This is a genomic window from Sphingobium sp. VMM, assembly GCF_056790315.1.
The window spans coordinates 283,585-309,050 of sequence record NZ_JBXGSI010000003.1 but is presented as its reverse complement, the minus strand read 5'-3'; the positions used below and the strand labels follow the sequence as shown (position 1 = coordinate 309,050).

At 65.9% G+C, this 25,466-nt stretch carries 29 protein-coding genes; 20 read left to right on the top strand and 9 right to left on the bottom strand.

The features are described 5' to 3' along the window. Positions 1–12: 12 nt before the first annotated feature. The 6 genes from ACUCV3_RS06180 to ACUCV3_RS06155 are packed head-to-tail and all read right to left on the bottom strand — an operon-like array spanning position 13 to position 3,377. The gene (locus ACUCV3_RS06180; protein WP_004208209.1) at positions 13–756 is read right to left on the bottom strand and encodes a flagellar basal body rod protein FlgF; all 744 of its coding nucleotides are present in this window, start codon (positions 754–756) and stop codon (positions 13–15) included. Between the two features lie 24 nt (positions 757–780). After that, on the bottom strand, positions 781–1,626 hold the full coding sequence (locus tag ACUCV3_RS06175) for a flagellar hook-basal body complex protein (RefSeq protein WP_125997871.1): 846 nt from the start codon (positions 1,624–1,626) through the stop codon (positions 781–783). Between the two features lie 34 nt (positions 1,627–1,660). Beyond that, positions 1,661–2,320: a flagellar hook assembly protein FlgD gene (locus ACUCV3_RS06170; protein ID WP_137405891.1), complete on the bottom strand. Its 660-nt coding sequence runs from the start codon at positions 2,318–2,320 to the stop codon at positions 1,661–1,663. Next, positions 2,317–2,727, bottom strand: coding sequence for a flagellar basal body rod protein FlgC (flgC, locus tag ACUCV3_RS06165; protein ID WP_004208206.1), 411 nt, complete (start codon positions 2,725–2,727; stop codon positions 2,317–2,319). Before flgC ends, ACUCV3_RS06170 begins: the two co-directional genes overlap by 4 nt. Positions 2,728–2,729: 2 nt before the next feature. Then, positions 2,730–3,098: a flagellar basal body rod protein FlgB gene (gene flgB, locus ACUCV3_RS06160; RefSeq protein ID WP_004208205.1), complete on the bottom strand. Its 369-nt coding sequence runs from the start codon at positions 3,096–3,098 to the stop codon at positions 2,730–2,732. Positions 3,099–3,104: 6 nt separating this feature from the next. Continuing rightward, complete coding sequence (locus ACUCV3_RS06155) at positions 3,105–3,377, bottom strand: hypothetical protein (protein WP_279776171.1); 273 nt, start codon at positions 3,375–3,377, stop codon at positions 3,105–3,107. Here ACUCV3_RS06155 and ACUCV3_RS06150 point away from each other — a divergent pair. The 8 genes from ACUCV3_RS06150 to ACUCV3_RS06115 all read left to right on the top strand — a co-directional run bounded on the left by ACUCV3_RS06150 (position 3,357) and on the right by ACUCV3_RS06115 (position 9,651). Further along, on the top strand, positions 3,357–4,025 hold the full coding sequence (locus ACUCV3_RS06150) for a motility protein A (RefSeq protein ID WP_279776172.1): 669 nt from the start codon (positions 3,357–3,359) through the stop codon (positions 4,023–4,025). The two genes, ACUCV3_RS06155 and ACUCV3_RS06150, sit on opposite strands and share 21 nt — an antisense overlap. Then, positions 4,022–4,534, top strand: a complete 513-nt coding sequence (locus ACUCV3_RS06145) for an OmpA/MotB family protein (protein ID WP_037507670.1) — start codon at positions 4,022–4,024, stop codon at positions 4,532–4,534. The genes ACUCV3_RS06150 and ACUCV3_RS06145 overlap by 4 nt, the downstream gene beginning before the upstream one ends. Positions 4,535–4,597: 63 nt before the next feature. Continuing rightward, positions 4,598–5,146, top strand: a complete 549-nt coding sequence (locus tag ACUCV3_RS06140; RefSeq protein WP_037517563.1) for a flagella basal body P-ring formation protein FlgA — start codon at positions 4,598–4,600, stop codon at positions 5,144–5,146. A 45-nt stretch (positions 5,147–5,191) separates the two neighbouring features. After that, positions 5,192–5,467, top strand: a complete 276-nt coding sequence (gene flgM, locus ACUCV3_RS06135; RefSeq protein ID WP_004208201.1) for a flagellar biosynthesis anti-sigma factor FlgM — start codon at positions 5,192–5,194, stop codon at positions 5,465–5,467. 15 nt (positions 5,468–5,482) lie between these two features. Continuing rightward, positions 5,483–5,794 carry a hypothetical protein gene (locus tag ACUCV3_RS06130; protein ID WP_017500439.1) on the top strand — a complete coding sequence of 104 codons (312 nt, stop codon included), beginning with the start codon at positions 5,483–5,485 and terminating at the stop codon, positions 5,792–5,794. Positions 5,795–5,940: 146 nt separating this feature from the next. Further along, positions 5,941–6,774: a hypothetical protein gene (locus ACUCV3_RS06125; RefSeq protein ID WP_026109018.1), complete on the top strand. Its 834-nt coding sequence runs from the start codon at positions 5,941–5,943 to the stop codon at positions 6,772–6,774. Positions 6,775–6,783: 9 nt separating this feature from the next. Next, the gene (flhA, locus tag ACUCV3_RS06120; RefSeq protein ID WP_482240426.1) at positions 6,784–8,901 is read left to right on the top strand and encodes a flagellar biosynthesis protein FlhA; all 2,118 of its coding nucleotides are present in this window, start codon (positions 6,784–6,786) and stop codon (positions 8,899–8,901) included. Between the two features lie 12 nt (positions 8,902–8,913). Continuing rightward, positions 8,914–9,651 (top strand): FliA/WhiG family RNA polymerase sigma factor, encoded by a 738-nt coding sequence (locus ACUCV3_RS06115; RefSeq protein WP_010338853.1) that lies wholly within the window; start codon positions 8,914–8,916, stop codon positions 9,649–9,651. A gap of 16 nt (positions 9,652–9,667) precedes the next feature. Here ACUCV3_RS06115 and mdoH read toward each other — a convergent pair whose 3' ends face one another. Both mdoH and ACUCV3_RS06105 read right to left on the bottom strand, forming a co-directional pair. Next, complete coding sequence (gene mdoH, locus ACUCV3_RS06110) at positions 9,668–11,554, bottom strand: glucans biosynthesis glucosyltransferase MdoH (protein ID WP_279731241.1); 1,887 nt, start codon at positions 11,552–11,554, stop codon at positions 9,668–9,670. Positions 11,555–11,614: 60 nt separating this feature from the next. Then, a complete protein-coding gene (locus ACUCV3_RS06105) occupies positions 11,615–13,102 on the bottom strand; it encodes an OpgD/OpgG family glucan biosynthesis protein (RefSeq protein WP_279731240.1) in 1,488 nt (495 codons plus the stop codon). Between ACUCV3_RS06105 and ACUCV3_RS06100 the strand changes: the two genes are divergently transcribed. Continuing rightward, entirely contained in the window at positions 13,095–13,361 is a 267-nt protein-coding gene (locus ACUCV3_RS06100; RefSeq protein WP_279731239.1) for a hypothetical protein, read from the top strand. The two genes, ACUCV3_RS06105 and ACUCV3_RS06100, sit on opposite strands and share 8 nt — an antisense overlap. On the opposite strand, the gene ACUCV3_RS06095 is transcribed toward ACUCV3_RS06100, so the two are convergent. Then, positions 13,316–14,176 carry a flagellin N-terminal helical domain-containing protein gene (locus ACUCV3_RS06095; protein ID WP_017500443.1) on the bottom strand — a complete coding sequence of 287 codons (861 nt, stop codon included), beginning with the start codon at positions 14,174–14,176 and terminating at the stop codon, positions 13,316–13,318. The genes ACUCV3_RS06100 and ACUCV3_RS06095 overlap by 46 nt on opposite strands. 312 nt (positions 14,177–14,488) lie before the next feature. Here ACUCV3_RS06095 and ACUCV3_RS06090 point away from each other — a divergent pair, with 312 nt between their 5' ends. From ACUCV3_RS06090 to fliN, 11 genes are read left to right on the top strand one after another with little or no spacing between them, the layout of a single operon-like run. Continuing rightward, entirely contained in the window at positions 14,489–15,766 is a 1,278-nt protein-coding gene (locus ACUCV3_RS06090) for a sigma 54-interacting transcriptional regulator (protein ID WP_004208193.1), read from the top strand. A 13-nt stretch (positions 15,767–15,779) separates the two neighbouring features. Beyond that, positions 15,780–16,139, top strand: a complete 360-nt coding sequence (gene fliE / locus ACUCV3_RS06085; protein ID WP_010338848.1) for a flagellar hook-basal body complex protein FliE — start codon at positions 15,780–15,782, stop codon at positions 16,137–16,139. A 3-nt stretch (positions 16,140–16,142) separates the two neighbouring features. After that, the gene (gene fliF / locus ACUCV3_RS06080) at positions 16,143–17,891 is read left to right on the top strand and encodes a flagellar basal-body MS-ring/collar protein FliF (RefSeq protein ID WP_004208191.1); all 1,749 of its coding nucleotides are present in this window, start codon (positions 16,143–16,145) and stop codon (positions 17,889–17,891) included. Next, positions 17,884–18,900, top strand: coding sequence for a flagellar motor switch protein FliG (gene fliG, locus ACUCV3_RS06075; RefSeq protein WP_017500447.1), 1,017 nt, complete (start codon positions 17,884–17,886; stop codon positions 18,898–18,900). Before fliF ends, fliG begins: the two co-directional genes overlap by 8 nt. Then, positions 18,893–19,534 carry a FliH/SctL family protein gene (locus ACUCV3_RS06070; RefSeq protein ID WP_010338847.1) on the top strand — a complete coding sequence of 214 codons (642 nt, stop codon included), beginning with the start codon at positions 18,893–18,895 and terminating at the stop codon, positions 19,532–19,534. Before fliG ends, ACUCV3_RS06070 begins: the two co-directional genes overlap by 8 nt. Next, the gene (locus ACUCV3_RS06065; protein WP_010338846.1) at positions 19,531–20,859 is read left to right on the top strand and encodes a FliI/YscN family ATPase; all 1,329 of its coding nucleotides are present in this window, start codon (positions 19,531–19,533) and stop codon (positions 20,857–20,859) included. Before ACUCV3_RS06070 ends, ACUCV3_RS06065 begins: the two co-directional genes overlap by 4 nt. Then, positions 20,856–21,281 (top strand): hypothetical protein, encoded by a 426-nt coding sequence (locus ACUCV3_RS06060; protein ID WP_279731236.1) that lies wholly within the window; start codon positions 20,856–20,858, stop codon positions 21,279–21,281. Before ACUCV3_RS06065 ends, ACUCV3_RS06060 begins: the two co-directional genes overlap by 4 nt. A gap of 1 nt (position 21,282) precedes the next feature. Continuing rightward, the gene (locus tag ACUCV3_RS06055) at positions 21,283–23,424 is read left to right on the top strand and encodes a flagellar hook-length control protein FliK (protein ID WP_279776173.1); all 2,142 of its coding nucleotides are present in this window, start codon (positions 21,283–21,285) and stop codon (positions 23,422–23,424) included. A 34-nt stretch (positions 23,425–23,458) separates the two neighbouring features. Then, positions 23,459–24,130: a flagellar basal body-associated FliL family protein gene (locus ACUCV3_RS06050; protein ID WP_004208185.1), complete on the top strand. Its 672-nt coding sequence runs from the start codon at positions 23,459–23,461 to the stop codon at positions 24,128–24,130. A gap of 48 nt (positions 24,131–24,178) precedes the next feature. Then, positions 24,179–25,063 (top strand): flagellar motor switch protein FliM, encoded by an 885-nt coding sequence (locus tag ACUCV3_RS06045; protein WP_482240425.1) that lies wholly within the window; start codon positions 24,179–24,181, stop codon positions 25,061–25,063. Further along, entirely contained in the window at positions 25,060–25,398 is a 339-nt protein-coding gene (gene fliN, locus ACUCV3_RS06040) for a flagellar motor switch protein FliN (protein ID WP_004208183.1), read from the top strand. The genes ACUCV3_RS06045 and fliN overlap by 4 nt, the downstream gene beginning before the upstream one ends. The last annotated feature ends 68 nt before the right edge of the window (positions 25,399–25,466 follow it).

The following is a 25,466-nucleotide window of genomic DNA, read 5'->3' as shown; positions in this document are numbered from 1 at the left end:
TGCGTGCCAAAATTAACCATCCAGTTTCATGAGTGATGCGCCGCCGTCGTCCATCTGCTTGGCGGTGTCGATCATCTTGATCTGGGTTTCCCAGGCGCGGCTGGCTTCGATCATCTGGACCAGCGCGGCGGTGGCGTTGACGTTCGATCCTTCCAGCGATCCCGATGTGACGGTCGCGATCGGATCTTCGGGCAGGGCGCCGCCATTCACTTCGCGGAACAGCCCGTCGGTGCCCTTGGCGATGCTGGAGCCGGCGGCATTGACCAGCTTCAGCTTGTCGACCTGCTGCGGATTGGCCGGATCGCCGCCCTGGGGCACGCCCCAGATGCTGCCATCCTGGGCGATCGACACGCTGTCCATCTGGGGCAGGGTGATCGGGCCGCCCTGGCCCAGCACGGCCAGGCCGTCGCCGGTGGTCAGCAGGCCGCTGTCATTGACCTTCAGGTCGCCACGGCGCGTATAGGCTTCCTGTCCGTCCGGGGCCTGAACGGCGAGCAGTGCGTCGCCGTTCATTGCCACGTCCAGCGGATTGCCGGTTTCGGTGACCGCCCCCTGCGCCATGTCGGCGGCGATCACCTGTTCGGAGGCCTGGGCTCGGGTATCGAAGGTGTCGCCCTTGATCCAGCGCGTCTCGGCATTGGCGATTTCGGCACGAAAGCCGACCGTGTTGGCGTTCGCGAGATTGTTCGCGATCGACGCCTGGCGGGCCATCGCACCGCGCATCGCGGTCAGTGCCGTGTTGACGAGCCGGTCCATGGGCTACCCCTTCTACCCTAAGCCTTAGCTACGGATGTTGACGATGGTGGTGGTCAGCGTGTTGGCCGCCTCGATCGCCTTCGAGTTCGCCTGGAAGTTGCGCTGGGCCGCGATCAGCTGGACCAGTTCGTCGGTGATGTCGACGTTGGAACGTTCCAGCGAGCCCGAGTTGACGGCGCCGAACATGCCCTGGTTGGGCGTACCGATAATCGCGTTGCCGCTTTCCACGGTCGAGGTCCAGTGCGCGTCGCCCTGCTGGCGCAGGCCTTCCAGGCTGTTGAACGACGCCATGGCGACCTGGCCCAGATAGACGGTCGAACCGTCGGCATAGATGGCCGACACCAGGCCGTCCTTGCCCACGCCCACGCTGGTCAGCTGCGCGCCATCGGCTTCGCCCTTATAGGTGGTCGGGATCTGCAGGTCGGTCAGGTCGTTGGGCGTCGTCGAATTGGTCGGCGGCGTCGTGATCTCGCCGGTGTCGGGATCGACCGCGAATACCTGGATGCGCGACCCGGTGGTGTCGACGGCATAGCGGTCATTGTCGACCGAGAAGGCACCGTTGCGGGTATAGCTGATCGTGCCGTCTTCGCCCTTCACGGTGAAGAAGCCTTCGCCCGAGATCGCCATATCCAGCGTCTTGTCGGTGGTTTCGATCGTGCCCTGGGTGAACTGCTGGGTGATGCCCTGCACACGCACGCCCTGGCCGGCGACCTGGTGGGTGGTCTGCATCGGCGCAGCGGCGAAGATGTCGCCGAACTGGGCCTTGCTCTTCTTGAAGGCGGTCGAGTTCACGTTGGCGACATTGTTCGAGACGGCGGACAGGTCGGCCTGTGCGCCCTTGAGGCCGGAAAGCGAAACATAGAAGGACATGGCGTAGCTCCTTGGGTGAAAAGGATGGGTGAAATTACATCAGGCTGATCGCGTCGGTCGGGGCGAAGCTGCCGAGCGCCGTGATCAGTTTGGAGGAGGAACCGTCAGCGGGTGACTGGACGGCGGCGATGGTGGCCCAGGTCGCGACCTGGCTGGTGGTGCCGCCATTGACCTTGACCTGCAGGGCGGAGGAGGAAACGGTTTCGCCCGCATCATCCTTGCCGTCCCAGTAGAAGGCGACTTCGCCGGCGCTTTGCGCGCCCAGGTCGATCGACTTGACGACATTGCCGTCTCCATCGACCAGGTCGACGCTGACGGCATCGCTCGAGCCGCTCAGCGTAATCTGGCCGGCATAATAGCCGCTGGAATCGGGCACTGCGACATTGCTCTGGACCAGCATCGACTTGCCGATCCAGCTGGCTGCATCGCCAAGCCGCGTGCCACTCAGTTCCGAAGCCAGTGACTTGAGCGACTGGTTCATTTCGGCGATGCCGGTCGACTGGGTGATGGTCGCCATCTGCGACACCATCTCGGTATTGTCGACCGGTTCGAACGGATCCTGATACTGCATCTGCGCGGTCAGCAACGTCAGGAAGCTCGACTGATCCATGGTTGCGCTGCCCGTGCCGACATTGGCATTCGGGTTGTAGACCGAAAGGCCTGCGCTATCGGTGACGGTAGACGTCGTCGTCATTTGCCGATCCTTATGGTTTCGAGCATCAGGGATTTGGCGGTGTTGAGCACCTGCACATTATTCTGGTACATGCGGGCGGTCTCGATCATGTCGACCATCTCCGCATTGCTATCGACCGCAGATTCCCAGACATCGCCATTGGCATCCGCCAGCGGATGATTGGGGTCGTGGCGCTTGGTCGGTTCCGCATTGGTGGTCACGACATTGGCGACCTTGACCGTCGACACGCCGGGGCTGTCGGTAACCGACTGGAAAACCGGCTTGATCGCGCGATAGGCTTCGGCGGCGCTGCCGGTGACATTGCCGGCATTGGCCATGTTCGATGCGGTGGCGTTCAGACGCACCAGCTGCGCGCTCATGGCGCGGCCGGCGATGTCGAACACATTCATGGGGCCTGAACCGCTCATGCTCATTCTCCCTTCAGCGCGCGGTTGATGGTGTTGATGCGGCCCTCCAGGAAGGAGAGGGTGGTGCGATATTTCACCGCATTTTCCGCAAACAGGGTCTGTTCGGTGCTCAGTTCGACGGTGTTGCCGTCAAGGCTGGGCTGCAACGGCACACGATAGCCCATGGCATCGTCCACTGCCTGGCCGACATCGGCCGGGCCGCGGTCGCTCTGGGCGGTCGCTTCCTTGAGCGCGGCATCGAAATCGATGTCGCGCGCCTTGTAGTTGGGGGTCGAAGCGTTCGCGATGTTCGACGCGAGCAGGGACAGGCGCTGCGAGCGAAGCGCCAGCGCCTTTCCGTGGATCCCGAACAAACCGTCTTCCAGCGACATTTCCCGTCAGTCCCTTTTTGCCCTTTCGGGCCTAAAGCTTTCGATCGTCCCGCCGTTCTCCTGCCTGATGGCGTTCGATGCGAGCGATCCAGCCGGATATACGCAAGGACCGTGCCAATTTGCGTGGGTGACGCAGGATGGCGCGGCAAACTGCGGGAAATTCGGGCTTTCGCGGCATCGGGCGGCAAGGGCGGCAAAAATTTGCCGGGTGGCGGCAATCTTTTGCCGCCCGGTCAGCATGGCGGAACGGAAGGTGGCATGATCGGGATTTTGGCGCATCTGTTCGATCCGCTCACGCTCGCCGCGATGCTGGGTGGCGTCGCGGTCGTGGCGCTGGCGCAAAATGGCGTCCAGGCGGTCGGTCGGGCCTGCGTGGCGTTGCGGCCTTTGCTGCGCGCCGATCCGCTGCGCGACCGGGATGCGGCGCGCACGGCCCTGCTCCAGATCGACCAGGTGGCCCAGTTGCGCGGCCTGATGTGCATCGACCGGGTGAAGAGCGACAGCGGCTTCATGGTCGATGCCGCGCGTCGCCTTGCCAATTGCGATCGCGTCGAACAATTCGAAACCTGGGCGTCGCAGGCGCTGGCCGATCGCGCCCAGCGCCACGCCAGCGTGCGCAATGTCTGGCTGTCGGTCGCCGATGCGGCCCCGGCGCTGGGCATGGCCGGCACGATCATCGGGCTGGTCGGCATGTTCGCGGCGATGGATGATCCGTCCGCGCTTGGTCCTTCCATGGCGCTTGCGCTGCTCACAACCCTTTATGGCGTGGTCATCGCCAATCTGCTCGCCGCGCCGGTTGCGGCGCGCCTGGCGACCCTGTCCGAACAGGAGCTCGCCTGGCAGCAGGAGGCGGTGGCGCGCATGCTGGCGATTGCGCGGCGCGAAAATGCGCCGCTGCGCCGCGCATCGATCCGCGAAGTCGCATGACCGCGCCTGCAATCCCATCGGCAGCAACGGCGGCCCGGCGCAATCGCTGGGCCGTCAGCTTTGCCGATCTGCTGATGCTGTTGCTCGGCTTCTTCGTGCTGCTCCAGGCGACCGGCAGCCAGCGCCGCGATGCGATGCTGGCCGAGGTCAGTCGCCAATTTGGCGGCCGTCCCGCCCGCACCGCGATCGAACTGCGCGCGGCAGAGCTGTTTGCGCCGGGCGAAGCGATGCTGACGCCGCAGGGGCAGATACGCCTGCGCGCGGCGGTGCGGCCCTATATGCAGGATGATCGCATCATCGAACTGCGCAGCCAGGGGCAGGACCGGGCGCGACAGCGTTTCGACGATTGGGATCTGGCGGCAGCGCGGCTTGGCGCCGTGGCGCGCGCGCTCAAGGCGCAGGGCATAGGGGGCGATCGCCTGCTCATCCGCGGCCTGGATCAGGCGGACAGCGCCGACGGGCAGGGGCAGGTGATCCGCATCGCGCCGGGCGAGACCGTGAAGCCCTGAGCCTCAACTGGCACGTTTGTTGCTTTTAACCATGGCGAAAGTCCGCATTTTCGGAGAAGCGCCGTGACCAGACCCGTTCAGTTCCTCGCCATCGCCCTGGCCTGCGCCGCTGCGCAGCCCGCGCTGGCGCAGCAGAAGTTCGAGAATCTGGATCGCATCGACAGCCTGGTCGCGATGACCGTCGGCGCGAATATGGGCGAACCCGGTGGTCCGCTGGCGCCGGTCGATCGTCGCCTCCGCCTCGCAGCCTGCCCGACCACGCCCAGCGTCGAGGGGCCGATCTTTGGTGCCGCCATGGTCAAGTGCGATGCACTAGGCTGGCGTATCCGCGTGCCGCTGGTCGCGGGCGCCGCCGCAGCTGCCTCCGGCCCGGTCGGTCGCTATGCCCCGGCCGCGCGGCCGGTCGTCAAGGAATCGGTCGTCAAACGCGGCGATCCGGTTCAGCTCATGGCCGGCAATGCCAGTTTCAGCGTCTCGCGCATGATGATCGCCGATGAAGATGGCGCAATTGGCGAGACGATTCGCGTGCGCGAAGACAAGAAGTCATCGCCTGTACTTGCCCAGATCGTGGACATGGGCGTAGTGCGCATTCCGGGATTTAATAATTTTTGAACTTGTCCGTTATAGCGTTCAAGGGACGAGTGAAGGAATGAACCAATGATCAACTCAGTCGGCCAGAGCATCAGTTCGGCAATCGAGGCAAACCGCTTGCGCGAAGGGGGCAAGACCCGCGCCGCATCGGCAACCGGATCGACCGGCACCACCGCGTCGGCATCGACGTCGGCCAGCCCGGCGGCGCGCATGGCGGCCGAAGGCGCGCCTGTCGACATGGACCGCATCGCCGCCATCAAGGCTGCGATCGCTTCGGGCAATTACCCCGTCAACCCGTCGGTGATCGCCGACCGGATGATGGCGCTCGATCTTCCCGCCTAAACAGGACATTCCTTCATGCCCCTCGGCCTTGCTGCACTGGATGGTCTCTTCGCCGCATTTGACGACCTGCGCGCTGCGCTGGACGGCAATGATGCGGCCGCGATCGAAGCTGCCAGCACCAAGGTCAGCATGGCGGCGGCGGCCGCCCGTGCGATCGGCGCCTGGCGTTCCGAACCCGATGTGGTCGAACGGCTCAACCGGCTCCTGCCGCTGATCGAAGCGGCGCGCGTGCGCACCAATGTGCTGGCGGACTATACCAGCCAGCGACTCGCGATCCTGACCTCCAACGGCGCTCGCAATGCGCCGCTCACCTATGGTCGGCGCTGACAAAAATAAATTTTGCTTTCGGGCTAAAGCGGCGCCAATCGGCGCCGTTTTTCGTTTTACGCAGAATCTTGTTTAACCGCGTTAACCAAATCTTGGCACAAGCATTGCTCTAATAGCCCACGGTACCAAATGGGGATTGTGGGTCAGTGTCGGCACTTGCAGACATTTCAGCAACGGGAGCTTCGGCCGGTAATCGCGTCACCAACGCGATTGCGATGGCGAGCCGTCGTACCGGCGTGGACTTCTCCTACCTGCTTGGTCAGGCCAAGATCGAATCCAGCCTGAACCCCAGCGCCCGTGCCGCCACCTCTTCCGCCACCGGCCTCTATCAGTTCGTCGACCAGAGCTGGCTCGCCGTCGTCGACAAGCATGGCGCCGAATATGGGCTGGGCTGGGCGGCTGACGCGATCAGCAAGGGCAGCAATGGCCGCTATTATGTGTCGGACCCTGATCTGCGCCAGCAGATCCTAGACCTGCGCAAGCATCCCGAGACCGCCTCGGTCATGGCGGCGGAACATGCCGCCGACAACAAGGCCTATCTGGAAAGCCGCCTGGGCCGTGAGGCCGAGCCGGTCGATCTCTACCTCGCCCATTTCCTGGGCGTGGGTGGTGCCTCCAAATTCCTGTCGATGAATGATCGCGCGCCTGGTGCAACCGCCGCCTCGATCTTCCCGGCGGCGGCCCGCGCCAATCGCTCGATCTTCTATGACAAGCAGGGCAATGCCCGCAGCTTCGCCGATATTCGCGATCGCTTCGCCAGCAAGCTGCAAAAGGGTGTCGATTCGATCGGCACCGGCAACGTCCAATATGCCGACGCATCTGGCGCAACTGGGCTGCCCAGCGGCGCGAAGACCGTCGCCCCCGCCGATTATGTGCGGATCGAAACCCAGCGCCTTGCGACCCAGGCCGACGTCACCGTCCGCCCGGAACCGCAGACCGCACGTCTCGCCTATCTCATGCTCGCCACCCTCGGAAGGTAACGGCCTCTCATGACTCCCACCCAAGTCAAAGCGAAGATCTGGATGAGCGCCGCGAAGGGGGCGGTGTTGCCGTTCGCCACGCTGATGGTCGTGCTGTTCATGATGGTGCCGGTGCCGGCGGTGATGCTGGACATCGGCTTCATCACCAACATCATGATCAGCCTTGCCGTGCTGATGGTGGCGCTGAACGCCGCCAAGCCGCTCGACTTTTCCAGCTTCCCGACGGTGCTGCTGTTCGCGACCCTGCTGCGCCTGGCGCTCAACGTCGCCTCGACCCGCGTCGTGCTGGTGTCGGGGCATGAGGGATCGGACGCCGCCGGCCAGGTGATCGAAGCGTTCGGCCACTTCCTGATCGGCGGCGACTATGTCGTCGGCATCTTCGTCTTCGCGATCCTGATGATCATCAACCTGGTGGTCATCACCAAGGGCGCGGGCCGCGTGTCGGAAGTGTCGGCGCGTTTCACCCTGGACGCCCTGCCGGGCAAGCAGATGGCGATCGACGCCGATCTCAACGCTGGCCTGATGACGCCCGAGGAAGCCAAGCTGCGCCGCGCCGAAGTCGCGACCGAAGCGGATTTCTATGGTTCGATGGACGGTGCGTCCAAGTTCGTGAAGGGCGACGCGATCGCCGGCATCCTGATCCTGGCGATCAACATCATCGGCGGCATCATCCTGGGCGTGGTCAGCCATGGCCTGGCGATGGGCGATGCGGCCCAGACCTATATCCTGCTCGCCATCGGTGACGCGCTGGTTGCGCAGATCCCGGCGCTGCTGCTGTCGATCGCCGCCGCCTCGATCGTGACCCGCGTCAAGTCCGAACAGGATCTTTCGGCGCAGGTCGCCGGCCAGTTCGGCACCGGTAAGGCCTGGGTGCCAGTCGCCGCGATCCTCGGCTTCCTCGGCATCCTGCCGGGCATGCCGCACCTCATCATCCTGACGGCCGCTGCCATCGCCGGCGGTATCGCCTGGCAGCTGCGCAAGGCGGGCCAGCGCAAGGCCGCCGAACCCGAACCGGTCGCGCCGCCGCCCAACCCAGCCATCATCGAATGGAACGACGTGTCCGATGGCGCGATCCTGGGTCTGGAGATCGGCTATGGCCTCATCGGCCTGGTTGATGAGCGCAAGGGCGCGCCGCTGATGGCCCGCATCACCGGCATTCGTCGCCAGTTGTCGAAGGAACTGGGCTTTGTCGTGCCGATGGTCCGCGTGAAGGACAATCTGGCGCTCGAACCCAATCAGTATCGCATCACCATCGCCGGCGTCGTCGTGGGCGAGGATGATATCTGGCCCGACGATCTGCTGGCGCTGGACAGCGGCATGCTGGAAGGCACGGTCGCTGGTCGCCCGGCCAAGGATCCGACCTTCGGCCTCGACGCCGTCTGGATTTCGCCGGCCAAGCGCAGCGAGGCGGTGGTCGCCGGCTACACCGTGGTCGATCCGCCGACGGTGGTCGCCACCCATCTCAACCAGCTGATCGCGATGAACGCGGCCGAGATGTTCGGTCTGGACGAAGCCCGCAAGCTGCTCGACAATCTCAAGGATGTCGCGCCGCAGCTGGTCGATGGCCTGACCCCCGGCACGCTCAGCCTGACGCAGATTTCCGCGCTGTGCCGCGCGCTGCTGTCGGAAGGGATCGCGCTCAAGGACTTCCGCCGTATCTGCGAGGCGATGGTCGACGCGGCCCGCCCGGACATGGACCACGAACAGCTTGTCGAAGCGGTGCGCCAGCGCATCGGCGCGCTCATCATCCAGGGCCTCGTCCCGGTGAAGATGCCGCTGCCGGTCATCACCCTCGACGGCGATCTGGAAGCGATGCTGGCGCAGGCGATGCGTGTCGCCGGCGACGCCAAGCATCCGATCGAGCCGAGCCTGGGCAACCGCATCGTCGAATCGGTCGTGCATGCCGCCCGGCCGATGCTGGGCCAGGCGCGCAATTTCGCCATCGTCACCTCGCCGGTCGCGCGCCGCGCGCTCGCCCGGCTGTTCAAACCCCATCTGCCCGAGACCCCGGTGCTGTCCTTCCTGGAAATCCCGGACGGCAAGGGTGTCGAGGTTGTCGCCGTCGTCGGTGGCGAGCAGCGTCCCACGCCCCGGCACGATCCGCTGCCGCGTGAACGCGTCGCCTGAGGAGACTGACCAATGTATATGAATAAGGTCGCTGCAGGCTCGGATGTCCTTACCTATGGACGGGCAGGGCTTGCCAATTCCCCCGAACAGCTGGCGCGCCGCTACATGCCGCTGGTGCGCAAGATCGCCTGGCATGTCCATGGCCGCGTCTCCAGCGCGATCGAGGTGGAGGATCTGCTGCAGATCGGCATGGTTGCGCTGGTGGAGTCTGCCAACAGCTTCGAGGATCGAGGCCTGGGCTTTGCCTCCTATGCGCAGCTGCGCGTGCGCGGCGCGATGATCGATCATCTGCGGCGCCATTCGACCCTGTGCCGCTCTGCCATGGCGACCCGCAAGAAGCTGGCCGCCACCCGTGCGAAGCTGGAACAGAAATTGGGCCGGGCGCCGCTGGAAGCGGAAATGGCCGCTGAACTGGGCATGGATGCCGCCGACTATCGCGAGGCGGCCGATGGCGCCGAGATGGTCCAGCACACCAGCATGGATGAGGTCTATTCCGACCAGTCCATGTGGTTCGCCGATGTCGAGGATCGTGCCGACGACATCATGGAGCGCGAATCGCTCAAGGGCGCGCTCGCCAAATGCATCGGCGAACTGCCCGAGCGCGAGGCGCTGGTGCTGCAACTCTATTTCGTCGAGGAACTCAATCTGGAGGAAATCGGCCAGACGCTGGACATTGGTGCCGCGCGCGTGTGCCAGATCAAGAAGTCGGCGCTCGACAAGCTGCGCGGCAAGCTCAGCGACTGGAACTGACCGGCCCGCGCGCCCGTCAACCGTCGTTGGCGGGGCGCGATACCGATGCCTTGCGACCCGGAACCGGCCAGCGGAAACGCAGCGGCCGGTAATTCTGTGTCCGCCACCACGGTTCGGGCACCTGGAACAGACCGCTATTTTCCGCCCGCTGGCCCAGATCCTTGCGCGCGGTCAGCGCGGCCAGGATGGGCGCGGCGAACAGGCCGGCCAGCACCGGGCTCATCCAGCCGATCGCATTGGCGCGCACCGCCAGCACCGTAAGGCCGACGCCCAACAAGATATGCCATTTAAACAGCCAGATCGCGCCCAGGATCGCCATGCCGTCGCGATCGCGGGTCTGGCCGTTCCAGCTCGCCTTGCGGCCCATCAGGATGGAAAACAGGTTGATCGTCTGGGTCAGCATCGCGACCGGCGCCATCAGGATCGACAGGAGGATGTCGGCGATCACACCGCGCGTCATCCGCACCGCGCCGCCAAAGCCGATCCGCCGCGACGGGTCGGCCATGGCCCAGCCGATCGCCAATATCTTGGGACCGAACAGCAGCACCGCAGTTACCGTCAGCAGCGTGCTGGACGGCAGCACGGCGGCCGGCGGCCAGACGCCGGTGGCGACGCCGCCCAGAACCACCAGCATCATCGCCAGCCATAGCGGCGAGGTGCAATAGGCCGAGGCGCCGACGAACAGCTGGAACCGGCTGACCGGGTGCAACCCCTTGATCTTCGCCAGCAGCGGGACATGCTGGATATTGCCCTGGCACCAGCGACGATCGCGGGTGAACAGGTCGGGCATGGCCGGCGGAAATTCCTCGAAACTGTCGTCGGCGGTGACCATGTGGACGTCCCAGCCGCGCCGCCGCAGCAGCGCTGCTTCCAGCATGTCATGGCTCAATATATGGCCGCCAAAGGGCGCCCGGCCCGGCAGTTCGGGCAGGCCGCAGCTTTCGGCGAAGGCGCGCACCCGGACGATCGCATTATGGCCCCAGAACATGCCTTCGGACCCGGCCCACCAAATCATGCCGGCGGCCGAGATCGGCCCGAACAGGCGGCTGGCAAATTGCTGCCAGCGGGCGAACAGCGTGGCCGCGCCCATCACCGTCGGGACGGTCTGAATGAGGCCCAGATGCGGGTGGCGTTCCATGTCGACCGACAGGCGTGCCATGGTCTGGCCGCTCATCACGCTGTCGGCATCCAGCACGATCATATGGTCATATGCGCCGCCGAAACGGGTCACCCACTCCTCGATATTGCCCGGCTTGCGACCGATATTGCGGGCGCGGCGGCGATAATGGACCGGGCGCGAAAAGGCCTTGCGCATTTCCAGATAGGCCTTGCGCTCGGTCTCGCCATTTTCCGGGTTGGAATCCGACAGGATGAAGAATTCGAAGCGCTCGCCGCCCATCACCTGCGACAGCGATCGTTCCATGATCGACAGGCGGCCGAGCACGCCCAGGAAATCCTCGTTGCAGACCGGCAGCAGGATGGCGGTGCGCGCCTTGAGCGGCGTGCGATCGCGCGGGATATAGGGGCGCACACCCTTGCCCTTGCCGACCGTCAGCAGCAGGAAGCCGATCGCGGCGGTGGCAAAGCCGAAGGCGATCCAGGCGAAGAGCGGGATGAACAGGGCAAGATAGACGCCTTCCCAGAAGGAAATACCGTCCAGGCCGATCGACCGGCGCATCTCGTGCGCGGCAAGCGCGGCGGGCAGCAGTGCCAGCAGCACGACCAGCAGCCGGCGGGCCCACAGGTCGATGTTCAGGGGGCGATGGATCCGACCCGGCGCGGTCGCGAAATCCTGCACCGGCATGGCAAGCGGCGCCTCTGCCGGCACGCTTTCGAACGCCCGGACAAGCGCTTGCGACCCCGTGGCCCCATCGGCCACGTTCGTGCCTCCTGTCGATGTCATGTCAGACCCATTCCTGGTTAACCCGAGCGCTAGAACCTTTCGCTACCCGCGTGGTTCCCTTCATGCGCCTATCGGATAATGCACATATTCACTGAACGCGCGATTGCCAGAGCGAAGTTGGACCCGGATATCCGCCGCCCTGTCGCCCGATTTGCGGATGTCGATCGCCACGCGATACAATCCCGCCTGGCCCAGCACCGGATATCCGCCCTTCTTGACGATGGTGCCGTTGCCGATATCGGTCCACAGGTCAGGCTTCGCGTCGGCGGGCAGGCCGGCAAAGTCGATCACCAGTCGTTCGACCCCGGCTTCGTCACCACGGCCGCGCCATACCGCCTGCACGATCGCCAGATTGCTGCCGGCGGGTGCCCGGTCCGCCGTCCAATCGAGGCGATAGGCGGCATCGATCCGGCTGCCGGGACGCGCGGCCTTGGCCGGCGTCCAATAGGCGCAGACATTGTCGGTATATTCGCTGTCGGTCGGGAAGGTGTAGAGCCGCACCTGTCCTGCACCGAGCGGCGCAGACGGCGTCGCCCATAGCGAGGGGCGGCGGTCATAATAGACGCCGTCATCCTGATAATGGTCGAAATTGCGGTCGCGCTGCAACAGGCCAAAGCCCTTGGGGCTGGTTTCGGCAAAGCCATCGACGCGCGGGACGGACGGGTTCACCAGCGGCCGGGCCTGCGCGCTGCCATCGGCGCTGGCGATGGAGAGCAGGTCGGAATCATGGATTTCCGGGCGCCAGTCGGTGCCCTTGGTCCGGTGCGCCTCGTCGTACCAGAACATGCTGGTCATCGCCATCAGCCCCAGTTCGGGGATCGGCCGGCGCGGGAAGAGGGCAGCGGTCACGTCCTGTGTCACCCCCTTGGCGCCAAGCCGGTTGACGAAGCGGAAGGCGCCGGTGATCGATGCCCCGTCCAGCAGGGCATAGACGGTGACGCTGCTGTCGCCGGTCCGCTCCAGCCAGAAATGGGTGAAGCGGGGAAATTCCTCCTTGCCCGGAATGCTGGTGTTGATCGCGATCGCGCGGGCGGACAGGCCGAACTGCTTGGTCGGGCCGGGCGCGCGGAAATAGCTGGCACCCAGGAAGGACAGCCAGTCGCCATCGCGCCTGGCATTCATGATGCGGAAACCGGCATAGCCAGCGTCCGGGCCAAGATCCGCGACGGCATTGCCGTCGGGCGTTTCGAACATGGCGGGATCATAACGCAGCGGCGTCGCCACGCCCTTGTCCACCAACGCGATCTGCACCGGCTGCTGGGCCGTGCCGCTCAGCGGGAACAGGCGGACGCCGGTGTCGCCGGGCAGGTCGCCCCAGATCGTCTTCTCGTCGCGGAACCGGGCCTGGTGCATCTGGTCATAGCCGACCTTGGCGGCGACCGGATTGGGCGGGGTTTCGGCAAAGGGCGTGCGCGCCAGCTTCTGCGCCATGGCGATGATGCCATCCCACGAGAAACGGTCGTTTCGGGCTTGGGAGAGGGCGGGGCGAGGGAGCAGCAGCGCTGCGCCCGAAGCAGCGATCAAGGCGCGCCGGTCGATCATGGTCATGCGTCCATCATGGGTGCTGATCGCGCCATTGCAAGATGGGCCTGTAATCAAACGCGATGAAGCCCCCGTCCGGGGGGACGGAGGCTTCGAATTTGGCCGTTTGATCGAAGGTGTTACCCCCGGCACGGTGGGGACTGTTGATGTGCCGGGGGTGACATGGCGGGTTGCCGGTGACCAATACCTCAACCCGTCATTTTCGGTGTCCGATCCGGATTACTGGATCAGCTTCATGACGTTCTGCTGGCTCTGGTTGGCCTGAGCCAGCATCGCGGTCGATGCCTGGCTCAGGATCTGGGCCTTGGCGAGCGCGGTGGTTTCGGTCGAGAAATCGGCGTCTTCGATGCGGCTCTTGGCGTCGGTCAGGTTGGTGACGTTCGCGGTCAGCGTGTTGACGGTCGATTCCAGGCGGTTCTGCACCGCACCGAGATTGGCGCGCGAGGTGTCGATCGCCTTCAGGGCGTCGTCATACAGATCCAGAGCGGCGCCGACATCGAAGGTGCCGGCCGTGACATCGAGGGCAGCGGTGGTCGCACCGCCGGTCACCACTGCGGCGACATCGGTGTCGTCTTCGACATTGCCCAGGTCGATTTCGATCGCGTCGCTGGAGTTGGCACCAGCCTGGATGTTGATCTTGCCGTCAGTGTTGGGGCCGGCCGAACCGTCGAACAGCTTGATGCCGTTGAAGCTGGTGTCCGACAGAACCTTGCCGATCTGGGTGGCGAGCTGGTCGATTTCCGACTTGATGTTGCCCTTGGCGGTGTCGTCGTTGGTGTCGTTGCCGGCCTGGACGGTCAGTTCACGCATGCGCTGCAGCATGTTGGTGACTTCGCCCAGTGCGCCTTCTGCGGTCTGCGCCAGGCTGATGCCGTCATTGGCGTTGCGGATGCCCTGGGTCATGCCCTTGATCTGCGAGGTCATCGACGAAGCGATGGCCAGGCCAGCGGCGTCGTCCTTGGCCGAGTTGATGCGCTTGCCGGTCGACAGGCGCTCCATGGCGGTGGACAGAGCCTTGCTGGAGGCGGCCGAAGCATTGGTGGCCCGCAGCGCCGACGAGTTGGTTCCGATAACAGTCATGATATTCCCTTTCCGTTCATCAGGTCGCTGTCGTCTGACGCTTGCGGCCTCGAAAGGGGATAACGGCGGGCCGCGAAAAGCTTTTAGGGGATGATGCGATTTTTCTGGAAAAAGACGGAAAAACAGCCCTCTACGCGTGCGCGTATATATAGAGTGCGATTTTTCTGCCGGCGGAGCGGAAAAAAATTGCCGGTCACCGGCAAGTTAATGGCCGCGTTAACCATCTAATAACCACGCTGGCGTAAATTTAAGTCATCGAAGGGGGTAGGGGCGTGCGGGGGCACAAACCTGCCAAGACACTGGGGACAGTTCATGTCATCGCTTGACGTGAGCCGTGGGGTCTGCGCGCTCGTTCCGGGCTTGCAGCACTGGCTCGAAAATGCCTTGTACACGGTGCGGATCGTGGATGCGCAGAGCCCGCGTGAGCGGGATAGCCGCCGCGTCCTTCTCGCGACCGAGATCGGCCATGCCACCCATCGCGATATCCTCATCAACCTGGTCGATGGCAAGCCGTCGCTGGTGCCGGCGGCCAATGGCCTGCCCGCACGCGTCGCCTTTGGCCTCGAAGACATGGGCTTTGCCTTCGCGCTGATCGCCGAACTGGCCCGCCCGGCTTCGGTCCCGGCGGTTGGCGATGCCGCCAGTGCCCGCCTGATGACGCTCGCCGGCCGCGTGGCCCGCAGCGATGCCACCGTCCTGATCCAGGGCGATACCGGCACCGGCAAGGAAGGCATGGCGCGCTTCCTTCATACCCAGTCCGGCCGCGTCACCCATGACTTCATCGCCGTCAACTGCGCCGCGCTGCCCGAAACCATGATGGAAGCCATGCTGTTCGGCCACAAGAAGGGCAGCTTCACCGGCGCATCCAATGCCTCGGACGGCCTGTTCCTGGCCGCGGACGGCGGCACTCTGTTCCTCGACGAAATCGCCGAGCTGCCCCTCGCGCTCCAGGCCAAGCTGCTGCGTGCCCTCCAGGAAGGCGAAGTGCTGCCGGTCGGCGCCACCCATCCGGTGCCGGTCAATGTCCGCATCGTCGCCGCCTGCAACCGCAACCTGGCCGACGAAGTCGCTGCCGGTCGCTTCCGCGAAGACCTTTACTGGCGCCTCAATGTCATGGCGCTGGAACTGCGCCCGCTGGCCGAACGTCCCGGCGACATCGCCGCGATCGCCGCCGCCATGCTGCTGCGCCACCAGGATGCCGGCAAGGACGGCTTTGTCTGGCCAACCGCCGCCGCGCTCGACAAGCTGGCCGCTCATCGCTGGCAGGGCAATGCCCGCGAGCTGGGCAATGTGCTGCAGCGCGCGCTGGTGCTGCGCGACGGCGAGCGCATCGAGGCCGACGACCTGCATGTCGCCGGTGCGCCGCAGCCGCTGCGTATCGTTTCGGCCGCGCCGGTTGCCGCAGTCGCTGCCGCACCGGCCGAACCGATCCGCCTGCGCGACGTCGCCCATCATTCCAAGCTGGAAGCGATCCGCACCGCCCTGCGCGAGACCGATGGCCATCGCGCCGCCGCCGCCCGCAAGCTGGGCATTTCCGAACGCACGCTGCGCTATCGGCTCGCCGAGATGCGTGAGCTGGCTGCGGCTTAAGGAGGGTTAGGGCATGACCGGTATCTCTCCCACCGACAGCGTGATGGCGATGCGCAATGCCATCCTGCAGAAGAACGCCGCGCTGCGCGACGTCGCCTCGACCGGCAATGTCGGTTCGGCTGGCGGCGCGGGCGCAACGCAGGGCACCGCACCCGGCGGCTTCACCGACGCGCTCAACAATGCGCTCCAGCAGGTCAACGGCCTGCAGACCCAGGCCGGCGATGCCGCCTCGGCGTTCGAACGGGGCGAAACCACCGATATCGCTGCGGTCATGCTGGCCAAGCAGCAGGCATCGGTCAGCTTCGAGGCGACCCTCCAGGTCCGCAACAAACTCCTGTCCGCCTACAAGGACATCATGAGCATGCCGGTCTAACCCATGAGCGAGAACGCACTCACCATCGATGGCGGCTCGGCCGCTGCCCCGGCCCTCCCGGCCGTCACCGGTGCCAGCTTCGGCAATGCCAAGGGCGTGGACGCGCTCAAGGCGCGCTTCGCGGGCTTCATCAAGCAGCCGGCCGTGGCCAAGAGCCTGCCGCTGCTCGGCCTGCTCGGCACCGTTGCGGTGGCCGGCGCGGCCTGGCTGGCCCTGCGCGAACCGCCGCAGCGCGACCTGTTCCGCGGCCTGCCCGATGGCGACAAATCTGCCGTCGCCCAGGTGCTCGACCAGAATGGCATCAAGTACGACTTCGACAATGCCGGTGGCATGACCGTTGGCGAAGGCGATTATTTCAAGGCGAAGATGATGCTCGCCGCCCAGGGCCTGCCCAAGAGCGCGCCCGACGGCAACAGCATGATCGACAGCCTGCCGATGGGCGCCAGCCGCGCGGTCGAAAATGAGAAGCTGCGCGGCGCCCGCGAGACCGATCTCGCCCGCACGATCGAGGCGATCGACAGTGTCGAGAGCGCCAAGGTCCATCTTGCGGTCGAAGCGCCCAGCGTCTTCCTGCGCGAACGTACCAAGCCCTCGGCTTCCGTGATGCTGCGCCTGTCGCAGGGCCGCACGCTCACCGACGCGCAGGTCAGCGCCATCGTCCATCTCGTCGCCTCGTCGATCCCGGAACTGAACCCGGAAGATATTTCGGTCGTCGACCAGAATGGCCGCCTGCTCAGCAATAATGACGGCAATGCCGCCGACGATCGCCAGCTCGCCATCCAGACCCGGATCGAGGATCGCTATCGCCAGTCGGTGGTCGCGCTGCTGACCCCGATCCTGGGCGACGGCAAATTTTCGGCCGAAGTCCATGCCGAACTGAACTTCGCCGAACGCCAGGCGACCCGCGAAAGCTTCCCCCAGGACGAGGCGCGCCTGCGTGCCGAGCAGGGCAGCTGGTCGTCGGACGAGCGGGGCCAGAAGGCTGGCGAGGCATCGGGCATTCCCGGCGCGCTCAGCAACCAGGCGCCGGTCAACCCGACCGTGACCCAGACCAACCCGAACGGCCAGGCCGTGACGCAGGGGCAGACGGCCGAACAGCAGCAGCCGGCCACGCCGGGCCTGCCGCCGATGAAGACCGAGGAAACCTTCAACCGCAGCTTCGAGCTGGGCCGTGAAGTGTCGGTCACGAAGGATGCTGTCGGCACCGTCAAGCGCCTGTCGGTCGCCGTCGCGCTCGACACCGGCGCTGATGGCAAGCCGCGCTCGGCCCAGGAAATTGCCGCGCTGGAAGCTCTGGTGAAGGGGGCCGTCGGCTTCGACCAGGCCCGTGGCGACGTCGTTGCCCTGTCGGCGCGCAGCTTCGCCAAGGCCGAAGAGGTCAAGGCGCCCTGGTATGAGGCCGACTGGATGTCGCCGCTGATCCGCAATGTCTCGGCCCTGCTGGTCGCGCTGCTGGTGATCTTCGGCATCGGTCGCCCGCTGCTTAAGCGCCGTGCCGCCGCACAGGAAGCGAAGGTCGTGGAGACCGCCGAAGCCGGGCAGCGCCTGGGTCGCGAAATTTCGGGCGAACTGACCAAGCAGGCGACCGAAAATCCCGATCCCAGCCGTCCGGTGACGCTCGACATGATCTCGTCCACCTATGACTATGCCCAGCGCGCCGACCTGATCCGCAACTTCGTGAAGCAGGATCCCGATCGCGCCGCCCTGGTGGTCCGCGACCTTCTGAAGGAAGGGAAGAAGGAAAATGCCTGAGATCGTCCCCGGCCGTCCCGAGGCGCTCAAGGGCAGCGCCGCCGCCGCCGTCCTGTTGATGCTGTTCGATGAGGATGAAGCCGCCCAGATCCTGTCGCGCCTGGAGCCCGAAGAAGTCCGTCAGCTCGGCTATGCCATGTATGACGTGCAGGATGTCGATCCCGAGGAAGTGAACGAGGCGCTCGACCATTTCGTCACCAAGGCCAAGAAGCGCACCACCATCGGCTATGGCGCGACCCGCCATATCCGCGGCGCGATGACCAAGGCGCTGGGCGAGGAACGGGCCGAAACCATCCTGGCCCGCATCACCCCGCCGACCCGCTCCACCCAGCTGGAAATGCTGAAGTGGATGGACGCCAAGGAAATCGCCATCCTGATCGAGATGGAGCATCCGCAGATCATGGCGATCGTGCTGGCGCATCTGGAAGCGCCGGTTGCCGCCGACGTGCTGCAATTGCTGCCGACCGAATATCAGGAAGAGATCGTCTATCGCATCGCCACGCTCGGCCCGGTGTCGAACGAGGCGCTGGACGATCTGGAGCAGTTGCTGCTGCGTGGTCCGGTCAACAAGCAGGGCGCGGCGTCGCAGCGCGGCGGCACGGTCGAAGCGGCCGCGATCATGAACAATGTCCGCAAGGACAATGAACAGCGCATCATGAAGGCCGTCGCCAAGCGCGACAAGATGATCGCCCAGACCATCGAAGAGGAAATGTTCGTCTTCGATAACCTGATCGACATGGATGACAAGAATCTGGGCACGCTGATGCGCACCGTCGACAGCCAGGTGCTGGTCGTGGCGCTCAAGGGTGCGAACGACATGCTCAAGGCGAAGATCTTCAGCTGCATGTCGGCCCGCGCCGCACAGGCGATCGCCGACGAGATCGAGGAACGCGGCCCGATCCGCCTGGCCGAAGTCATCGACGCGCAGAAGCTGATCATCGCCACCGCCCGCCGCATGGCGGATGCCGGCACCATCATGCTGGGTGGCAAGGGGAACGACTTTGTCTAAGATCTGGGCCGCCGAAGCCAGCCATGACGTATCGAGCGTGCCGATGATCGGCGTTGGCCAGGTGGCCAGCAACGGCTTCCGCAGCCTTTATTCGGCGCTGCCCGGCGACGTCATCGCGGCGCCCGCCCGCGCGCCGATCCATGCCGAACCGGAAACCGATCCGATCGACGAAGCCCATATGGCGGGCTTCTCGCAGGGGTTCGAGGAAGGCTATCGCGCCGCCGGTGAGGATCAGGCGAACGAGATCGAGGCGCGCAACCGCCTGACCGCCGCGCTTGAAATGCTGGCGCCGGCACCCAGCGGCAGCCTGTCGACCATGTTGTCGGCCACGGTCGTCCGCCTGGTCGAACAGATTGTCGGCGAAGTGCAGATCGATCTCGACCGGCTGACCCAGCGCTGCGAAGCGGTCGCCGCCTTCATCGATGACAGCAGCGACAAGAGCGCGCTGCATCTGCATCCTGACGACGTAGCCCTGCTCGAAGGCGAGCAGATCGGCGTGCCGCTGGTGTCGGACAAGAGCATGCAGCGCGGCTGCGTGCGCCTCGAAACCGCCGACGGCTGGGTCGAGGATGGCCCGGACGTTCGTCTGGCGCGCCTGCGCGCCCTGATGGATGACATGGAGGGTAAGGCATGATCCGCGCCGAGCTGGCGCAGGCCGAAACCCTGTTCGAGCATCTTCAGGTCCAGAATCGCCAGCCGCGCCATGTCGGCCGTCTGGTCAGCCATGATGCCGGCATGCTGGAAGTCACCGGCTTCCGCCGTCCGATTGGTTCGGGCGCCCGCGTCCTGGCCAGCGACGGGTCGGTCTGTCGCGCCGAAGTCGTCGGCTTTCGTGGTGAGCGCACTTTGCTGGTGCCGCTCGACGCTGACGCGCCGCTGGAAAACGGCATTCGTGTCGAACCCGACAGCCAGGCCAATATGGTGCAGGTGGGCGAGGGACTGATCGGCCGCGTCATCGACGCCATGGGCCAGCCGCTCGACCGCAAGGGGCCGATCATCGCCGGCGGCGTCTGGCCGCTCAACGGGGTGAAGGGCAATGTCCTCGATCGCGGCCGCGTGACCGAGCCGTTCGACCTTGGCGTGCGCGCCGTCAACGCGCTGCTGACCGCCGGGCGCGGTCAGCGCATCGCCATCATCGCCGGCTCGGGTGTCGGCAAGTCGGTGCTGATGGGCCAGATGATCGCCGGCGCGGAAGCCGATATCGTCGTCACCGGCCTGATCGGCGAGCGTGGTCGCGAGGTCAGCGACTTCCTCGAAACCAAGCTCAAGCATGCGATGCACAAGAGCATCGTGGTTGCCGTGCCGGCCGATCATCCGCCGGTGCTGCGCCTGCGCGCCGCCGCGCGCGCCACCGCCATCGCCGAATATTTCCGCGCTCGCGGCAAGAAGGTGCTGCTGCTGATCGACAGCCTCACGCGCTGCGCCCATGCCCAGCGCGAGATCGGCCTGGCGCTCGGCGAACCGCCGGCGATGAAGGGCTATCCGCCTTCGGCGCTGGCGCTGATCCCGCGCCTGGTCGAACGGGCCGGCGTCGACGCCCGCACTGGCGGCTCGATCACTGCGCTCTACACCGTTCTCGCTGATGGCGACGACACCGACGATCCAATCGTCGACGCCGCCCGCGCGATTGTCGACGGCCATTTCGTCCTGTCGCGCAGCCTGTCGGAACAGGCAATCTTCCCGGCGATCGACATCGGCAAGTCCCTGTCGCGCGTCATGGCCGACGTCGTGCCCGACGAGCATCGCCAGGCCGCTGCCGCCTATCGCCGCCTCTGGGCCGCCTATGAGGAAAATCGCGACCTCATCCTGATGGGCGCCTATCGTCCCGGTAATGATCCGGTGATCGACGAGGCGGTGCAGCGTCGCCAGGAAATTCTGAATTTCATCCGCCAGGACCAGAAGAGCCGGATCGACCTTGATACCAGCGCCAACGCGCTGATCGCGGAGTTCGGCGCGTGAAGGGGCTGGTGTTCCGCCGCCATCGCGTGCTGCGCGTGCGCCATGTCCAGCATGCCATGGCCATGGCCGAGACCGCGCGCGCCCGTGACGAGGCGGAGGGGATCGCCACCAACCTGGAACGTCTGCGCCGGGTGCGGGGCGAGCTGTTCGGTGTCCAGGGCGGCGCCACCGGCGCCTCCTTCGCCTCGATGCAGGAACTGGCCAGCCGTCTGGAGCAGGCCGGTCGCCAGCTCGACGGCGCGCTCTACGACGCTCGCCGCAAGGTGGAGGCGAAGGAAGGGCTCAGCATCGCGGCCAACCGCGAGAAGGAAATTGCCGCGCGCCTGAAGGATCGGGCCCGCGTCGCGCTGGAAGAATGGCGCGAGAACAAGCTTGCCGCGTTGCCGCGCTATCGCCGCATGCAGCGCACGGGGGACAATTGACATGACCATGCTCGCCAGCCTCAAATCGCTGCTCTTCTCCTCGACGCCGCTGGCCGGTGCGACGACGGCCGCTGCTTCGGCGGTTGCCGAGGGTGCGGCCGACTTCGCTGCACTGCTGGGCGATGTCGATGGCGCGTCGCAGCCGGCTGCGCCTGCCACGACCGTGGGCGCGGCCGCCTTGCCGGTGGAAGGGACGATCAAGGGCGATGCGCCGGTCGTGACGCCCGAAGCAATCGAGGCGCCGGTTGTGCCGGACACCGCCGAATTTCTGACCCAGCGGGCCATGCCGGTCCAGCCGGTCGCAGAACCGGCGCTGCCGGTCGTTGCGGCCGCCTTGCCGGTTGCCGAACCGGTCCTGCCCATCGCTGCGCCGGTTCAGGATCAGGCGGCCGTCGCGCCCGTATCGGCCGAGCCCGCCCCGATCGTCCTGCCCGAAGGCGAGGCTGACGCCGAAGCCCTCCCGCTGCCTCTGCCGATCCCGGCGGTCGCGCCTGCGCCTGCCGATATCCGGACGCCGGCGCCGGTTCCGACCGCTGATGTGGCCCTGCCGCTGCCGGCCGACCCCGAAGGCCCGATCGCGCTCGCCCTTGCCGACGCGCCGATCAAGACCGTGCCGACGCACGCGCCGCAGCCTCTGCCGGCTGCGATGGTCGCGCCCGAGGCCGACGACATCGCCGATGGTGACAGCGAAGCTGACATAGTGACGGCCGATGCGCCCGTCGACAGCGACGCGCCAGTTGTCGCCGATCCGATTGCCCATTCCTTGCCTGCTGCACTCCCCCCCTTGCCGCAGGCGCCGATCGATGCCCCCGCATCTTCGGCTCCATCCGCGCCGACCCGGGAGATGCCTTTGAGCGTGTCTCCTTCGCTGTCACCTTCATCGTCCCAAACCCAGGCCCCTTCGAAACCGGCCGTGGGACAGGAAGCGGTGACGGCCCCGGTGGTCGGCGCGGATGGGCAGGATGAGCAGATCGTTGCAGCGCCCGTGACGGCGCCTGCAGTGACGCCCGAACTGGTCGCTGCGATGATCCCGGCCCAGCCTGTGCCAGTCGCCAACGCGACACCGAATGTCGTGCAGGCCCCGGTCCAGGCCGCCCCGCAGCCCGCGATTGCACCGCGCCCGGTCGAGCAGGTCATGCCCGCCGTCGCGGCAGGGCCGGTGACGGACGCCGACATGCCGGTGGAAATGGTCGTGGCGAGCGCCAAGCCGACCGAGAAGACCGCACCGGTGGTTGCGACCAGCAGCCCGGATGAGGGAGATGTCGAGATCGCATCCGCTGGCACCGACGTCCCGGCCGCGCCCGTGGCCGCCAAGCCGGCCAAGGCGGAAGCCCTGTCGCTGCTGCAACTGGTGCGCGACCATATGAACCGCCGGGCGACGCCGGTGCGCGACAGCGCCGATGCGGCAACGCCGGTCAGCGATCCCACGCCGGACAAGGCGGCCGCGGCCGTCGATCCGCTGGTTGCTGCCACTCCGGCCGCGCCCCATCATGGCTCGGAAGTCTCCGTGCCCCAGGCCGCCACGCCCCAGACCCCTTCGCTCACCCCGGCGGCGATGCCGACCGTCGACCTGTCGGCCAGCCTTGGCCAGCAGGTCGTCGATATGGGCGTGTCGGGACAGTGGATTGACGGGCTGGCCCGCGACATTGCCGGCCTGTCGGCCAATGGCGCGCAGGGCCGGTTCCAGATCAATGCCGACCAGCTTGGCCCGATCCAGGTCGATATCCGCCAGGATGGCGATGGCGCGGCGGTCAGCCTGACCGTCGCCAGCGAGGCGGCGGAAATGGCGCTGCGCCAGGATAGCGACCGGCTGAAGCTGGACGCGGGCCTTGCCGCCGTGCGCATCCACGAAGTGAAGATCGAACGCGCGCCGCATGTCGCCGAAGCGGCCAAGGCCGATGCCAATGGCCAGACCGGCAGCCAGTCGAACGGCCAGCAGGGCAATGCCTCTCAGCAGCAGGGCGCCTGGCAAGGTGCTGGCCAGATGGCGGGCCAGTCGATGGGCCAATCCTCGTCGCAGGGCCGCTGGCAGGGGCACGAAAATAATGGCCTTGGCCATAAAGCCGGGAGCGATCCGGCCGTTCTTAACCATGGTGACACCGGCGATAGCGCCGGTGACGTCCGCCGCGCGCGCTACGCCTGACGGCCGGGACGGGATATTCCAGGGGACGTGAACGATGAGCGATGAACCCAAGGCGAAGAAGAAGAAGGGTGGGGGGATGAAGCTCATCCTGCTGGTCGCCGTCGCCATGGTGGTGGGCGGTGCCGGCGCTGCGGGCGGGCTGTACGCCGCCGGCTTCTTCAGCCCCAAGGCCGAAGGCCCCAAGGAAGATCCCAACAAGCCCGTGCTCGTCCTGGCGGGCGAGGATGCGCAGGCTGTCGCCACCGCCCATGGCTGGGCCGGTGAAGGCGGCGGCGGTGGTGGCGAAGGCGGTGGCCATGCGAGCGCCGGTGGCGAGGGGCATGCCCCGTCCGCCGCCCATGCGCCGGGCAAGGGCATCGACCTGCCGGCACCAAGCAATCCGACTGCCTATCAGGCCACCTATTTCCAGCTCCAGGCGCCCTTCACGTCGAACATGACGGACACCGACGCCTTCGCCCAGATCACCGTCGCGGTGTCGACCTATTATGACTATCGCGTGATCGCCGCGATCAAGATGCACGAGATGGCGATTCGCAGTCAGGTGCTGATGATGCTCGCCGAACAGCCCGAGGAGCAGCTGGTCACGCCCGACGGCAAGCGCATGCTGCAAGGAAAAATCCGGGGCATCATCAACGATGTACTCAAGCAGAAGACCGGCTATGGCGGTGTCGATAACGTTTATTTTACCAATTTCGTTATTCAATAGCGCTGCCTGAACGCTGGGAAGTCCCCTGGCCGAGGGCAGGGGACAGACATGAATCACGTTCAATCCTTCGCCTTCGGGCGGGGAGACGCGCAAGCTCCGGTAATGCTGTCGGGCCTCGACCGGCTGGGTGAAAAGCTCGGCCGGCGTATCCGTGCGCTGATCGAACCCATTTCCGGCATCCGCCCGCACGTCGCGGCCGAGGATGCGCGGGTCGTGGAGTTCGGCGCCTGGTCGGCCGGCGCGCCCAATTTCTGCAGCCTGTCCATCTATCGCCTGCTGCCCCTGAAGGGGCAGATGCTGCTGTGCATGGACACCACCATGATCTCGACCCTGGTCGACTGCTTCTATGGCGGCCTTGGCAACCGGGCGCTGCCCGCGCGCGGCGAATTTACCCCGACCGAAGACCGGCTGATCGCCCGCCTGTCGGAAACCATCATGGCCCGCATGGTCGAATGCTGGTCCGAAGTCCTGCCCCTGGAACCCGGCCTGCTGCTGCGTGAAACCGGCATCGGCTTTGCCGCCGCTGCCCAGCCCGCCGACCAGATGGTGGTGCAGCGCTTCCGCGTCGGCCTAGACCGGGATCGCGAATGGTCGATCGACATGGTCTTCCCGCTGGCGGCGCTGCGCGGCGTCGAGGCGCTGATGGGCAGCAAGGTCGCAAGCGATGACGAGCATGTCGATCCGGTGTGGCAGGCCCGCGTGGCGCGCCGCATGCGCGACATCCGCCTGCCGGCCCGCACCGTGCTGGCCCGCCCCAATCTCTCGCTGGCGGAGCTGATGCAGCTCAAGGCTGGCGACATCATACCCGTGACGATCGGCCGCAGCCTGCCGCTGATCGTCGGCGACAGGATCGTCGCGCACGGCACGATCGGCGAACAGGATGGCCGTGCCGCCTTCCAGATTGAAAAGATTGCACAGGGACCGGAACAATGAGTGATATGAGCGACGCCCCGATGATGGATCCCCGTGGGGAAGACAGCGCCAGCCGCATGGCGGCGAACCGCCAGTTCAAGCTGCTGGCCGATATTCCGGTGCGCATGTCGGTGGAGGTCGGATCGACCTCGCTGCGCCTGGCCGAAGTCATGGACCTGGCCGAAGGCAGCATCGTGGAACTGGATCGCCAGGCCGACGAACTGCTCGACATCATGGTCAATGGCGCGCTGATCGCCAAGGGCGAGGTCGTGACGGTGAATGGCCGCTATGGCATCCGCATCGTCGATATCGCCGCCACCGAAACCCGCATGGCCGGGGTCGAACGGCGCGGCTGATCGCAGGGCCGTGCTTTTGCGCTTGCCTTGCGGCCCATTCTTGCGGATCGGATGACGCATTAACCTAA